General features: G+C 49.4%; 11 protein-coding genes. 8 read left to right on the forward strand and 3 right to left on the reverse strand.

The window, feature by feature from the left end:
* Nucleotides 1–23 precede the first annotated feature (23 nt).
* The 7 genes from ftsZ (at nt 24) to N530_RS0114195 (ending at nt 8,927) form a co-directional block, all read left to right on the forward strand.
* Nucleotides 24–1,745, forward strand: a complete 1,722-nt coding sequence (gene ftsZ / locus N530_RS0114165) for a cell division protein FtsZ (RefSeq protein ID WP_026481224.1) — start codon at nt 24–26, stop codon at nt 1,743–1,745.
* Nucleotides 1,746–1,993: 248 nt separating this feature from the next.
* The gene (gene lpxC, locus N530_RS0114170; RefSeq protein ID WP_026481225.1) at nt 1,994–2,947 is read left to right on the forward strand and encodes a UDP-3-O-acyl-N-acetylglucosamine deacetylase; all 954 of its coding nucleotides are present in this window, start codon (nt 1,994–1,996) and stop codon (nt 2,945–2,947) included.
* Nucleotides 2,948–3,104: 157 nt separating this feature from the next.
* Nucleotides 3,105–3,971, forward strand: coding sequence for an outer membrane protein assembly factor BamD (locus N530_RS0114175; RefSeq protein ID WP_026481226.1), 867 nt, complete (start codon nt 3,105–3,107; stop codon nt 3,969–3,971).
* Nucleotides 3,972–4,023: 52 nt separating this feature from the next.
* Nucleotides 4,024–5,694, forward strand: a complete 1,671-nt coding sequence (recN, locus tag N530_RS0114180) for a DNA repair protein RecN (RefSeq protein WP_026481227.1) — start codon at nt 4,024–4,026, stop codon at nt 5,692–5,694.
* A gap of 3 nt (nt 5,695–5,697) precedes the next feature.
* Nucleotides 5,698–7,830 carry an NAD-dependent DNA ligase LigA gene (gene ligA, locus N530_RS0114185; protein ID WP_026481228.1) on the forward strand — a complete coding sequence of 711 codons (2,133 nt, stop codon included), beginning with the start codon at nt 5,698–5,700 and terminating at the stop codon, nt 7,828–7,830.
* Nucleotides 7,831–7,923: 93 nt separating this feature from the next.
* On the forward strand, nt 7,924–8,631 hold the full coding sequence (locus N530_RS0114190; RefSeq protein WP_026481229.1) for an AzlC family ABC transporter permease: 708 nt from the start codon (nt 7,924–7,926) through the stop codon (nt 8,629–8,631).
* Nucleotides 8,631–8,927 (forward strand): AzlD family protein, encoded by a 297-nt coding sequence (locus tag N530_RS0114195; protein WP_026481230.1) that lies wholly within the window; start codon nt 8,631–8,633, stop codon nt 8,925–8,927. Before N530_RS0114190 ends, N530_RS0114195 begins: the two co-directional genes overlap by 1 nt.
* Here N530_RS0114195 and N530_RS0114200 read toward each other — a convergent pair whose 3' ends face one another.
* Nucleotides 8,928–10,766, reverse strand: coding sequence for an aminopeptidase P family protein (locus N530_RS0114200; protein WP_026481231.1), 1,839 nt, complete (start codon nt 10,764–10,766; stop codon nt 8,928–8,930).
* Nucleotides 10,767–10,970: 204 nt separating this feature from the next.
* On the opposite strand from N530_RS0114200, the gene N530_RS19210 reads away from it, so the two are divergent.
* Nucleotides 10,971–11,138, forward strand: coding sequence for a hypothetical protein (locus tag N530_RS19210; RefSeq protein ID WP_018688410.1), 168 nt, complete (start codon nt 10,971–10,973; stop codon nt 11,136–11,138).
* Nucleotides 11,139–11,199: 61 nt separating this feature from the next.
* Here N530_RS19210 and N530_RS0114210 read toward each other — a convergent pair whose 3' ends face one another.
* On the reverse strand, nt 11,200–12,090 hold the full coding sequence (locus N530_RS0114210) for a 50S ribosomal protein L11 methyltransferase (RefSeq protein ID WP_026481232.1): 891 nt from the start codon (nt 12,088–12,090) through the stop codon (nt 11,200–11,202).
* A gap of 10 nt (nt 12,091–12,100) precedes the next feature.
* Nucleotides 12,101–13,954, reverse strand: a complete 1,854-nt coding sequence (locus N530_RS0114215; protein WP_026481233.1) for a sodium:proton antiporter — start codon at nt 13,952–13,954, stop codon at nt 12,101–12,103.
* Between the last annotated feature and the right edge of the window lie 13 nt (nt 13,955–13,967).

Consider the following 13,967-nt stretch of genomic DNA (forward strand, 5'->3'; position numbering starts at 1 on the left):
CGAAACCAAATGGGGAATGAGCCATGACCATTAATTTACAGAAGCCTGACATCACAGAGCTTAAGCCGCGTATCACTGTGTTCGGTGTTGGCGGTGGCGGCGGCAACGCAGTCAATAACATGATCACTGGTGGTCTGGATGGCGTTGAGTTTGTTGTTGCGAACACAGACGCTCAAGCATTGTCGATGAACAAAGCTGAACGCATTATTCAACTTGGTACTGTTGTAACCGAAGGCCTTGGTGCCGGTTCAATGCCTGACATTGGACGCGCTGCTGCTGAAGAGTGCATTGACGAGATCAACGACCACCTCAATGGCACGCATATGTGTTTCGTAACTGCTGGTATGGGCGGTGGCACAGGTACTGGTGCAGCACCTGTTGTGGCACGTGCAGCGCGCGAGCGCGGTATTTTGACTGTTGGTGTGGTAACAAAACCATTCCACTTTGAAGGTCAACGCCGCATGAAAACGGCCGATGCTGGTATCGAAGAGCTTCAGGCGAGCGTGGACACACTTATCGTGATCCCGAACCAAAACCTTTTCCGCATTGCCAATGATAAAACGACATTTGCTGATGCATTTGGCATGGCTGACCAAGTTCTTTATTCTGGTGTTGCCTGCATTACTGATCTGATGGTCAAAGAAGGTCTTATCAACCTCGATTTTGCTGATGTGCGTTCAGTTATGCGCGATATGGGCAAAGCGATGATGGGCACAGGTGAGGCGTCTGGCGAAGGCCGTGCGATGACAGCTGCAGAAGCTGCAATTGCTAATCCGCTGCTTGATGAAACATCAATGAAAGGCGCTCGCGGCTTGTTGATCTCCATCACTGGTGGCCGTGATATGACGTTGTTTGAAGTTGATGAAGCTGCAACGCGTATTCGCGAAGAAGTTGATCAGGATGCCAATATTATTCTTGGTGCGACATTTGATGAATCACTTGAAGGCATCATTCGCGTTTCTGTTGTTGCTACGGGTATTGAGTCAATGGAGGCAGCTGGTTCAGTGGATAACCGTACACCCAGCCGTGCTGTAACCGGCGCTGCTCCGGTACAATCCATGCCGCGCCCTCAGCTAAGCGTGCAGCCACAAGCAAAACCTGTAGAAGCTGCAAAGCCTGCGCCTGCAAAGCCTGCGCTTGATCCTGTTGCTGAAGCACAAAAAGAAATGGAAGCTCTTTCCAACGCACGCAAGGTTGAAGAAACAAAGCAAGAAGAAAGCTTCGTTCCGCAAAGCCGTTTGTTCACAGCGCCGCAAGCCAAACCAGCGCCAAGCGTTGCGACAGCTCAGCCAGTTCGTGAGCCTGCTGCTGAGGTTAAACCGCAGCCAACTGTTGTGCCTATGCCAACGGCTACGCAGTCTGCGCAATTTACTGAACCAAGAATGCCGCAAGTGGAAGATTTTCCACCGATGGTTCAGGCTGAACTTGAAACAAAAACTGCACGCACAGCACCGCGCGTCGCAGAAGATGATGACCGTGGACCGCTTGGCCTTTTGAAGCGCTTAACAAATGGTTTGTCACGCCGTGAGGAGCATGAAGCACCTGCTGAACCGCGCCTTCGCCCGATGAGCCCAGCGAGTGAACAACGCTCTGAAGAAACACGCCGTCCTCTTAGCCAAGAAGCATCTATGTATGCGCCTGCAAGAAGTCAGCATGACAATCAGGGTAGAACACAACCTGCCGCTGTTAATCAGGATGATGATCAGTTGGAAATTCCGGCATTCTTGCGCCGTCAAGCTAACTAACAGCTTGTAATATGACACTGTAATATTGTAACGGGCCTCGTTTTCGGGGCCCGTTACAGGTTTATTAACTCTATGTTTTTATTATTCTTTGTCGCTAAATTCTAAATGTTTCAGATGGTAACAATTAGTAAGAAAGCGTGATTTGGAAAGCGAGCCGACTCGCGGATATGTTATCTGCGGGGTATGAGCGCGTATTCTCATTTGCGGCTAGCAGGGTTCCGCATTGAGCGCCTAATAAGGAAGTGTCTATGGGGACCGATTTGAGGGCTTATCAAACCTCACTCAGCGAAGTTGTAAATCTTTCAGGTATTGGTGTTCATAGCGGTGATAGTGTTTCTATCTCTATGTTGCCCGCTGATGCTAATACGGGAATTATATTTCGCCGCATCATGCCTGACGGCACAATGCATGATTTTCCAGCTGTCGTAAGCCATGTCGGTGCAACCGATCTGTGCACGATGCTTGGCGATCCTTCAAAAATACATGTATCGACCATTGAACATATGATGGCTGCGTTTTCAGCCATTGGTCTTGATAATGTTATTATTGAAGTTGATAGCCATGAAGTGCCGATTATGGACGGTAGCTCACGCATATTTATTGATGCGATTGATGAGGCTGGCCTAACGCATTTTACTGCCAAGCGCCGTTATATTCGCGTTAAAAAGACTGTACGCGCTGAAATTGGCGGCTCATGGGCCGAGTTTAGCCCGTATGAAGGCACACGTTTTGAAGTCGTGATCGATTTTGAGAGCGCTGCTATTGGTCGACAGGAATTTAAATCAGAAGTTGATGGCGATGTATTTCGCAATGAACTTTCAAGTGCCCGCACTTTTGGCTTTATGAAAGACGTTGAGCGGCTGTGGGCTTCTGGCCATGCGCTTGGTTCATCGCTCGATAATTCAGTGGTTATCGGTGATGACAATATGGTTATTAACCGCGAAGGCTTGCGGTTTAAGGATGAGTTTGTACGCCATAAAACGTTGGATGCTGTTGGCGATCTAGCATTGGCTGGTGCACAATTTATCGGAAGCTTCCGCTCTTATCGCGGTGGTCACCGTCTTAACGCTACAGTTTTAAAAGAACTTTTGGCTGATCGCACAGCATTTGAGATTGTTGAGACACCAGAACCGCGCGAACGTGCGTTTGCGCGTGAGTTTGTGGCTATTGCTGCTCAAGCATATGCCCCTTGGGATGTGTAGAAGTCTCTATTGGCTTTAAAAACACCGACAAAGCTTGATCAAGTCACAAAATTGCGGCATTTGGTGTGCATCGCTGAGCGAGAAGTTTATTCCGCTCAGTTTTGTGGTATTGTTAAGGACATTGTGTGTCCTGCGTTTAAAGAAGCCGGTAGTTAATATGACATCTGAAAATCGTTCATCGCGTTTAAAATACCGCGCATTTTCCATCGGTCGCAATTTGCTTGTAGCCGGATTGGCTGTTGGCGTTGTTTCTGGCTGTGCCAAAGATAATGATGATGTCGATCTGAACGCTTATGTTGAGACTATCGAGCCTGCTGATGTGCTTTATAATCAAGGCCTTGCGAATATGAACCAAGGTCGTTTGCGCGAGGCATCTAAAAAGTTTGATGCGCTTGACCGCCAGCACCCTTATTCAGAATTTGCTCGTAAAGCCAATGTGTTAGCTGCGTTTACCCAGTACAAGCAGGGTAATTTTGATGAAGCTATATCTTCAGCGCGCCGGTTTGTGAGCCTTTATCCAACGCATGAAGATGCAGCTTACGCGCAATATATCATTGGTATTTCCTATTTCAGTCAGATGCCGGTTGTAACGCGCGACCAGCGCGATACGCGTCTTGCGATTCAGAACTTCAACGAGCTGTTGGAGCGCTACCCTGATTCGATCTATGTGGATGATGCGAAAGCAAAAATCCGCATTGGTACGGACCAGCTTGCTGGTAAAGAGATGCAGATCGGCCGTTATTACCTAGAACGCCGCGAATATGCTGCATCTTTGTCTCGTTTTAGAAGTGTGGTCGAAGAATATTCAAACACGCGCCATATTGAAGAGGCGTTAGCGCGCCTGACCGAGACTTATATGGCGATGGGCCTGACCAACGAAGCGCAAACGGCAACCGCTATTTTGGGTAACAACTTTCCAGACAGCGAATGGTACGCAAGTTCTTACAAGCTTCTGCAATCTGGCGGTTTGAAACCACAACAAAATTCAGGCTCATGGTTATCTCGTGCGTTCAAACGCTCTTAATCGGGGATTGAGTTTCGCTCGTCCGATTCTCTGTTTCAGGAACCTTTAAAGAATGCTGGCTGAGCTTTCGATCCGCGACATTGTTCTGATCGAAGCGCTAACGATACGCTTTGATGAGGGACTTTCTGTGCTTACCGGTGAAACCGGCGCGGGTAAATCTATTCTGCTTGATTCTCTTGCTTTGGCACTTGGTGCACGCGGCGATGCTGGTTTGGTGCGCCAAGGCGCTAATCAAGGCCAAGTGACAGCCATATTCGAATTACCGGCCGTGCATCCGCTACGCTCGGAAATTAAAGATGCAGGCATTGATGTTGATCCGAGCGAAGCATTAATTTTTCGCCGTGTTCAATCAGGCGATGGGCGCACCCGCGCTTATATCAATGATCAATCTGTGAGCGCTGGCCTTTTGCAAAAAGTCGGCAAGCATCTTGTTGAAATCCATGGTCAACACGATGAGCGAGCGCTGATAGAAACAGATACGCACCGCGATCTTCTCGACGCATTTGGACAATTGTCTAGCGAAACTGAACATATTGCACGATTGCATCATGATTGGCGTGCGGCAGCAAGAGCGCTTCTAACACATAAAGCGCGGGTGGCAGAGGCAGCCAAAGAAGCTGATTATCTCAAAGCGTCATCTGAAGAGCTTGAAGCACTTGCGCCAGAAGAGGGCGAAGAAACTCAGCTTGCCGAAAAACGTCAAGGCATGATGCAGGCCGAGAAAATTGCGTCTGACTTGAATGATGCGCATGAGGTTTTATCCGGTCCCAAATCACCTGTACCAGATATTGCAAGCTTGCTGCGGCGTCTTGAGCGCAAGACAGAAGAAGCACCGGGCCTTTTGGAAGAAGCCAATGAGAATTTAGGCAAAGCGCTCGACCATCTGGCTGAAGCGCAAACGCTGATCGAAAAAGCGATCAATATTTCTGATTTTGACAATCGTGTGCTTGAGCAAACCGAGGAGCGTCTATTTTCGCTGCGGGCTGCATCGCGCAAATTTAATGTTCCGGTTGAAAATCTGGCTGAACTTGCCGTTCAAATGGCCGACCAATTGGCCGAGCTTGATGCCGGCGAAGCGCGGTTGATTGAGCTTGAAAAGGCTGAAGGCGAAGCGCTGGCGATGTATGACCGTGCAGCGTTGCAGCTTTCCGAAGCGCGAAAAGCGGCTGCAGATCAGCTGGTTGCAGCGGTAATGGCCGAGCTGCCTGCTTTGAAGCTGGAAAAGGCGGCGTTTATCATCAATCAGACATCGGACGCTGAAAACCGTGCGGAAACTGGCATTGATACGATTGAGTTCTGGGTTCAAACGAACCCGGGTACACGGCCAGGGCCAATGATGAAGGTTGCATCGGGCGGTGAGCTTTCGCGCTTTTTGCTTGCGTTAAAAGTTGCGCTCGCGGACCGCGGTTCTGCGCCAACATTGGTGTTCGATGAAATTGACACTGGCGTTGGCGGCGCGGTTGCAGATGCCATTGGCTCGCGCCTTTCGCGCTTATCATCAAAGGTTCAAGTCTTGTCCGTAACACATGCACCGCAGGTTGCTGCGCGCGCAGGACATCATTTCTTGATTTCGAAAAAGACAGAAGATGCCGACAAGCTGGCGACTTCTATCGTTGAGATTGATATGGATAAGCGCCGTGAGGAGCTTGCACGTATGCTTTCTGGTGCCACAGTAACAGATGAAGCACGCGCAGCAGCAGCACAGCTTTTGAATGCAGGTTAAGCCATGCCAAATGAATTGCGTCTCATAAAAGTTTCTGATCTCGACGAGACACAGGCTGCAGCTGAGCTGGCTGCTCTTGCGGCAGATATGGCCAAGTATGACCTTGCCTATCACACGCAAGATGCGCCGCTTATTTCAGATGCTGACTATGATGCCTTAAAAAAGCGCAATGAGGAAATCGAAACCCGTTTTCCGAGTTTGAAACGTGCCGATAGCCCTTCTGAAAAAGTAGGGGCGACAATTTCGGAGAAATTCGAAAAAGTGCGCCATGCCGTGCCGATGCTGTCGCTCGATAATGCTTTTTCTGATGATGATGTTGAAGATTTTGCCAAGCGGGTGAAACGCTTTTTGAAATTGCCGGAAGCGGCACCTTTACGCTTGACCGCTGAGCCAAAAATTGACGGTTTGTCGCTTTCGCTGCGCTATGAAAATCGCAAGCTTATCTATGCGGCCACGCGCGGTGATGGTGCTGTTGGCGAAAATGTAACGGCCAATGCGCGGACAATTTCAGACGTTCCTGATCGTTTGCCTGAAGGTGCGCCGGACGTATTTGAGGTGCGCGGCGAGGTCTATATGACCAAGGCCGATTTCGCAGCGCTCAATGTGGCGCAAGAGGCCGCAGGCAAACAAACCTATGTGAACCCGCGCAACACGGCTGCCGGATCATTGCGCCAGCTTGATGCGTCGATCACCAAAGCGCGTCCGCTCAAGTTTTTCGCTTATGCATGGGGCGAGGTGAGTGACATGCCGGCGGACACGCAAAGCGGCATGGTTGAAAAACTGCAAAGCTATGGCTTTTCCATTAATCCGCTGATGGCGGTTTTTGATGATGTGTCTGCGTTGATTGCGCATTACCACAAGATTGAGCTTGGCCGTGCGGAACTGGAATACGACATCGACGGCGTTGTTTACAAGGTTGACGATCTTTCTTTGCAGCAGCGTCTTGGCTTTGTCTCGCGTTCACCGCGCTGGGCGATTGCACATAAATTTCCGGCTGAAAAAGCAGTTACCATCCTCAAAGCAATCGATATTCAGGTTGGCCGCACGGGCGCACATACGCCTGTTGCGCGGCTTGAGCCTGTTACCGTTGGCGGTGTTGTTGTCACCAATGCCACGCTGCACAATGCAGAAGAAATCGAACGCCTCGGTATTATGATCGGCGATACTGTCACCGTGCAACGCGCCGGTGATGTGATCCCGCAAGTGCTGGGCTATGTGCCAGAAAAACGCTCCAATAGTGTTGAGCCGTTTAACTTTCCTACACATTGTGCATGCCCTTTAAAAACCGAGCTTGTTCAAGAGGACAAGGCAACGGGTGAGGCGGGGGTTATTCGCCGCTGTACAGGTGAGTTTGCCTGTCCGTTCCAGCGCAAGGAACATTTGAAGCTGTTTGTTGGCCGCAAGGCGTTCGACATTGATGGGCTTGGCGATAAACAGATCGAGTATTTTTACGATTTGCCAGATGATGATCCTCTGCAAATTCGCACGCCTGCTGATATTTTCAAATTGCAGGAAAATGACCAAAAAGATGAACTTCGCAAGTTGAAAAACCGTGAGGGTTTTGGTGAGACGTCTGCGGCGAAACTCTTTGCAGCTATCCATGAAAAGAAGAGTATCCCGCTTGATCGTTTGATCTTTGGTCTTGGTATTCGCCATGTCGGTCAGACTACGGCCAAGACATTGGCCAAGGGCTATGAAAGCTGGGGCGCTTTTGAAAAGGCAGCGCTTGCTATTGCCAATGGCGATATGGTTGCGCGCGGCGAAATGGAAGCGCTGGATGATGTTGGGCCTGCTGTGCTTGATGCCGTTGCGCGTTTCTTTGGGGAAGAACACAATCTGGATATGGTCAAAGCGCTTGTCGATCAGCTGACGCCGCAGGACGCTGAAAAGCCGAAAAGCGATAGCGCTTACGCAGGCAAAACAATCGTGTTTACAGGCTCATTGGAACGGATGAGCCGTGATGAGGCAAAAGCTATGGCTGAGCGGCTTGGCGCTAAAGCATCCGGCTCTGTCTCGTCGAAAACCGATCTTTTGGTTGCTGGGCCAGGCGCTGGTTCAAAGCTTAAAAAAGCGCAGGAATTAGGCATTGAAGTGATTGACGAAGATGAATGGTTTGAGCGCGTGGCGAACGCTTAAACTCATCTTCAAAACATCTGATTGTCACGATCACAATTATTCAAGTGCAATAAATTGTTGCTTCCAATAGGGTCTCTTTATTGGAGAGATACATTGACGTTCACAAAATCAGAGTTCAAATCCGGCGCTGTTATGTCCATACCTATGGTCTTAGCAGCACTGCCTTTTGGTGCGCTTTTTGGCACATTGGCCGTTAAAAATGGGATGACCATTTTCGAGAGCTTTTTGATGAGTGCGACGCTATTTGCTGGTGCAAGCCAGTTGGTTGGCATTGAGCTTTTTGGTGCAAATGTTGCGCCGTGGTTGATCGTCCTTTCAATCTTTGCCGTGAATTTTCGCCACATTCTATATTCGGCTGTCACCGGCAGATATATGACGCATATGACTTTCATGGAGCGTTATTTATCTTTCTTTTTTCTCATCGATCCTTTGTATGCGATGATGGAAGAAAGACATGATCGCGGTGAAAAGATCAGTTTTTCATGGATGCTTGGTGCAGGGCTTTGTTTTTGGATTCCTTGGCAAATCGCGACGGTCATCGGGGCGACGTTTGGTAATTTGATTGCCAATCCAGAAGCGATTGGTATCGATTTTCTCTTACCTGTTTATTTTATGTCTATTGTGATGGGGTTCCGCAAACGCAATAACTGGGCTGTCATTGTTATTGCCAGTGGTGCAGCATCAATGTTTGCCTATCATTATGTTGGTTCGCCGTGGCACGTCACGATCGGCGCTTTGGCAGGCATAGTGGTGGCGGCAATCATTGGATTGCCCAAAGATGCAAAATTGGTAGCAGAATAATGTCGACAATAATCTGGATAATTTTTGCTGGCGCGTTTGCGACCTATTTAACCCGTATCGGTGGGCACGTTGTTTTGTCACGTTTTGACAAAATTCATCCGCGCGTTGATGCAGGCTTGCGGGCAGTGCCCGCAGCTGTTTTGACCGCAATTGTTGCGCCTTACGCTGCCTTTTTTGGCTTAGCGGAAACGCTCACTTTGGTCGTTGTGGCAGTGCTTGCACTATTTTTGCCGGCCCTGCCGGTATTTGCACTCGGCTGGGCCTGCATATTAGGGCTGCGTTATTTACTTGGCTGATTAAACGCGCTTGATGCGGCGCGTTGCTTTTTCCAGCCAATGAAGCGTGTCTTCATCTTCGATCAGTTTGGATAGTTCTGTGCGCACCTTGCTGTGATAGCCGTTGACCCATCGTTTTTCGGCAACGGTGAGCAAAGACACATCGATCAAACGGCGGTCAATCGGGCAAAGCGTCAGCGTTGTAAAGCTCAACATTTCGAGGTCGCCGCCCTCAGGAACTTTCGGCGGATTGACGACCAGAATATTTTCAATGCGAATGCCGTGGCTGCCTTCTTTGTAATAGCCAGGCTCATTGGAAACGATCATGCCAGGTTCAAACTCAACCATTGCGCGGCGGTGGATACCTTGTGGGCCTTCGTGAACACCAAGGTAAGAACCAACGCCGTGGCCTGTGCCATGGGCATAATCATAGCCTTCTGCCCATAATGCCTGACGGGCAAGACCATCAATGTCGATGCCGCGTGTGCCGACTGGGAATTTGGCTTCAGAGATTGCGATCATGCCTTTGAGCACGAGTGTGAAATGGCGGCGCTTGTCTTCTGCTGGCTCGCCCACAGGAATAACGCGCGTAATATCGGTTGTGCCGTCCAAATATTGAGCGCCGGAATCTACCAAGACGAGGTCGCCGTCAGTCACTTGACGGTTGCTCTGCGTATTGACGCGGTAATGCGGCAAGGCGGCATTCGGACCAACAGCGGAAATCGTATCGAATGAAATCTCTTTGAGCGGGAAGCCAAGACGCTCGCCTGTTTCAATACGGATTTGTTCCAGCTTTTGCGCGATTTTGATTTCATCAAGATCTTCAGCTTTCTGGCTATCCATCCAGCTTAAGAATTGCACCATCGCTGCGCCATCGCGCTTGTGTGCTTCCATCGCACCTTTGCGCTCGGTGCGGTTTTTGCAAGCACGTGGAAGACGGCACGGGTCATCGCCTTTTATGATTGTCGCGCCCGATGTTTCGAGTGTTTCGGCAATCTTTGCGGCTACTAAGGATGGATCGAGCAGGACGTTCAGTTCAGCTTCGCCAAGTGAGACAAGTGCTGCTTCCAGCTCATCAATTGAAGATAGCTGCGCAAGCTGGGTCAGATATGCTTCTTCTTCCGTATCGATCTTGCTTTGATCGATAAACAACATCGCGTCGCCCTGTTTTGGAACGATAGCGAAGCTGAGCACGAGAGGCATATGCGATAGGTCTTCACCGCGAATATTGAACGCCCAACAGATAGACGTTGGATCAGTCAGTACGGTTACATCCGCACCTGATTCTCGCACGGCTTTGGCAATTTCGTTGAGCTTTTGCCTTGGCTGAACGCCTGCATAATCCATATCGTGGATTGCGACTTTGCCTTTTGGTGCGTCTGGCTGATCTGTCCATGTTGCATCAAGCGGGTTTTCATCAAGCTTCACAAGGGTTGCGCCAATGCGATCGGCAGCGCTTTCAAAAGCGGCGATGCCTGCCATTGTGTGCAGCCAAGGGTCGATGCCAATGCGCATATCCTTTGAGGCCCATTTATTCAAATTGAGGGCAGGGCCAGCTTTGGTAAGGTCATGGCGCTCAAATGTTTCTGCGTCTGTCTGCTCACGCAACTGCACAGTGTAGCGACCATCAGAGAAAACATGTGCGCTATCAGCCAAGATAACGGCAGCACCCGCAGAGCCGGTGAAGCCTGTCAGCCAAGCCAATCGTTCTGCACGCTTTGGCAGATATTCATTTTGGTGCTCATCGCTATGGGGAACAATAAATGCATCAATGCCTAAATCTGCCATGCGCTCGCGCAAAGCGGCAACGCGTGCTGGGCCTTCAGATTTTTCAGAAGTGACGTCAAAAGATTGAAACATAAGAGTATCCGTTGTGTTTTTCGGCAAGCTATCTGAGCTGCACCATGTCTTCAAGATGGAAGGTTAATGTTGCGTTGCAATAAGATTTGTTCGCACATGCAAAAACGCATAGCTGCATTGCTGTATTATGCGTGGTAGAAGTGCTCTTCATATCCCATATTGCTGTTATCGCAACAATGCGAAAACAATTATTGGAGAATAGTCATGGCAAACCGTAAAGGTTTCTTAGAGGCAATGATGGATGCACGTTCACGCCAAGCCAAGGCATATGTAAACGGTGCACTTTTGATGCTTGACGACAAAACACTTAAAGCTCACGGCTACGACCGTAATGAGTTGTCTAAGAACAAGTCATCTTACTACCCGTTCTAAGCAACGGTTATAGAGTTGAAAAAAAAAGCGGTCTTTTGGCCGCTTTTTTATTGCTTTAAATTTATAGATTGCCGTGGCGCAAGTGAATAGTTACCCAGCCTTCACGCTCAATGGTGCGGCGGTGCGTCAGTCCCATATTGCGGAAAGCGGCAACAACCATTCTGCGCTGATGGGTCAAAATACCTGACAAAATAAGATCGCCGCCATAGGCCAGATGTTTTTCAATATCGAGCGCCATCGCCATGAGCGGCCAAGGCAGAATATTGGCAACAATCAATTCAAACGGGGCTTGATGTTTAAAAGCCAAATGTTTGAAGCCAGTGGATGTTTCGCACTGAATTTGAGCTGTTTGGCCATTAAGGGCAACGTTTTCACGCGCAACTTTTACCGCTATCGGATCAATATCGGTCGCCAGAATTTTTGCTGACGTTAGTTTTGCAATGGCAATAGCTAAAACAGCGCTGCCTGCACCAAGATCAAGCGCGTTATAAGGTTTGCGCTTATTAATGATGTTCTCAAGCATGATCAGGCAGCCGCTAGTGGTGCCATGATGGCCAGTGCCAAATGCCTGGCCTGCGTCAATCTCGATGCCAACATCGCCAGCACGCACGGCATGGCGATCATGTGCGCCATGCACCAAAAAGCGTCCAGCGCGTACGGGTTTCAACCCTTCAAGCGATTTTGCAACCCAGTCAATGTCGGGCAGGTCTTCGCGTGTAATTGGCACGCCAAATCCATCGGAACCGAGACCGTTTTTAATGCGGGCCGTGACATCATCAATCAGGGCATCATCCGTATCGATATACAAAGACACCATATGAATATCGGCATCTTCATCTATTTCAGTAATGGCAATGGCATAGCCGTCATCTTCGAACTCAAGTTCGAGCAGTGAGAATATGCGTTCTGCTTCGGCTTTTCCGGTACGCAGACTAATCAGGCTTTGGGACATGTGTGTTTCTTTATTTCGGCAATTTAGGATCAGGTAATTTCTTTTCGGTTTTTATCTTTACCGCTTCTTTTTCAGGTTTGGCCATCGCAAAACTCATAATCACATCTTTTGGCTGTGGTTGATGGTCCTCAAGCGCTTTGCCGGGAATCAATTTGCCATCTGGTTTACGCCAAAGCACAACATGCGTGCCTTCTGGGCGTGTGTCCTGAAATTTCTCAAACGTGAATTCATCGGTGATGCGCGTTGATTGAAATGTCCAGCCTTCGCGTGTTTTTTGTTCAAGCTCATCATAGCTGATGCCGGGCGACATTAATTGCCTGCCGCCAAGTGTGAAGCTGAGTGCTTTGCGTTCTGATTGCTCTTTGTAAGCGCCGATTTGGAAGACATGGCTACGGCCCATTTCTGGTCCAAAATCCGTGCACACCAAAGCATTATAAGCATCATTATCGCTTACCGCGATCAATGTTGAAAACTTGTTGAGCGCGAGGTGATGGTGAGAGTGCTCAGACAAGACATCGCCAAAATGAACTGGAATATCTGCGAGCCTTGCCTCGGAAAGGTGGTTCCAGTTTGAATCCGAAATGGTGACCGGAATTTCCATTGCTTGAAGACGCCTGGCAAGTGCGGTTGACCATTTTGATCCGCCAACAAGCAAGACACCAGGTTTTTCTGTCGTTTTAAGTCCAAGCGCACTCGATAGGGGCGACAGTGAAAAGCCGTGGAGTAGAATAGAGCCGACAACAACAGCAAAGGTGAGGGCAATCATGCGCTGCCCGTCTTCAACGCCAGCAGCAACCAGTGAGGCGCCGAATAGTCCTGCAACGGCGACGGCAACAATACCGCGCGGTGCTATCCAGCCAACCAAAAGACGTTCTTGCCATGTCAGGCCAGTTCTGATGGTTGCGATGGTAACGGCGATGGGTCTGACGACAAAGAGTAGAAGCAGCACGAAGGCAAGTGCATTCCAATCTAGTGTTTGAATGGTTTCCCAATCAAGCGCTGCTGTGAGCAAAATGAAAACGCCAGATACGAGAAGGACGGTGACGGTCTCTTTAAATCGGCGCATTTCTGTCAGGGAGGCGATGCGTGTATTGGCAAGCGTGATGCCCATCACGGTGACCGTGAGAAGCCCAGACTCTTCTAAAATCATGTTTGACACAGCAAACAGCGCAAGGACGGTTGTAAAAAGCACGGGTGCTTTAAGATAGTCTGGAATGAGGCCTTTTATGAAGGCGCGTGATAATAAGTATCCAGCTGCATAACCAATAATAACAGCAAAGGCGAAGGCTGAAATGACATTCAGAATAATCGCGCCTGCACCATGGCCATTGACGCTTTGGGTCGCTAGAAAAACCTCGAAAGTAATCACCGCCAAAAGCGCGCCTATCGGGTCGTTGACGATGGCTTCCCAGCGTAGCATTGAGGCAGGGCGCTGCGAGAGTTTTGCCGAGCGCAGCAGTGGCATAATAACGGTTGGTCCGGTGACAACCAATATCGCACCGAGCACCATGGCCGCAGGCCAAGCCAAGCCGCCGACATAATGGGCTGCTAAAAGCGCGCCAAGCCATGTGAGTGGTCCTGCAATGAGGATCATCCGGCGCACGCCTTTGGAGGTTTCCGATATTTCACGGAAATTGAGCGTAAGCCCGCCTTCAAAAAGAATGATTGCTACTGCTAAGCCGACAACGGGTTTATATATTTCGCCAAAATCGGTGCTTGGATCAATAAAGCCTGTTACAGGGCCGGCGATAAAGCCAGCAAGTAATAAGAGGACAATCGCTGGCAGTTTAAAGCGCCATGCCAGCCATTGTGCACCGATGCCAGCAACGCCAATTGCCGCCAGTTTGAGTGCTACATCTTCCATGTTCGCTCACTTT

Origin of the sequence: Ahrensia sp. 13_GOM-1096m, assembly GCF_000620605.1 — a bacterium.
Lineage (GTDB): Bacteria > Pseudomonadota > Alphaproteobacteria > Rhizobiales > Rhizobiaceae > Ahrensia > Ahrensia kielensis.

Excerpts from the sequence above, each read along its gene's own strand:
- ftsZ (WP_026481224.1), top strand. The coding sequence starts at position 24 with ATGACCATTAATTTACAGAAGCCTGACATCACAGAGCTTAAGCCGCGT.
- N530_RS0114175 (WP_026481226.1), top strand. The coding sequence starts at position 3,105 with ATGACATCTGAAAATCGTTCATCGCGTTTAAAATACCGCGCATTTTCC.
- N530_RS0114200 (WP_026481231.1), bottom strand. The coding sequence starts at position 10,766 with ATGTTTCAATCTTTTGACGTCACTTCTGAAAAATCTGAAGGCCCAGCA.
- N530_RS0114210 (WP_026481232.1), bottom strand. The coding sequence starts at position 12,090 with ATGTCCCAAAGCCTGATTAGTCTGCGTACCGGAAAAGCCGAAGCAGAA.
- lpxC (WP_026481225.1), top strand. The coding sequence starts at position 1,994 with ATGGGGACCGATTTGAGGGCTTATCAAACCTCACTCAGCGAAGTTGTA.
- N530_RS0114215 (WP_026481233.1), bottom strand. The coding sequence starts at position 13,954 with ATGGAAGATGTAGCACTCAAACTGGCGGCAATTGGCGTTGCTGGCATC.
- ligA (WP_026481228.1), top strand. The coding sequence starts at position 5,698 with ATGCCAAATGAATTGCGTCTCATAAAAGTTTCTGATCTCGACGAGACA.
- recN (WP_026481227.1), top strand. The coding sequence starts at position 4,024 with ATGCTGGCTGAGCTTTCGATCCGCGACATTGTTCTGATCGAAGCGCTA.
- N530_RS0114195 (WP_026481230.1), top strand. The coding sequence starts at position 8,631 with ATGTCGACAATAATCTGGATAATTTTTGCTGGCGCGTTTGCGACCTAT.
- N530_RS19210 (WP_018688410.1), top strand. The coding sequence starts at position 10,971 with ATGGCAAACCGTAAAGGTTTCTTAGAGGCAATGATGGATGCACGTTCA.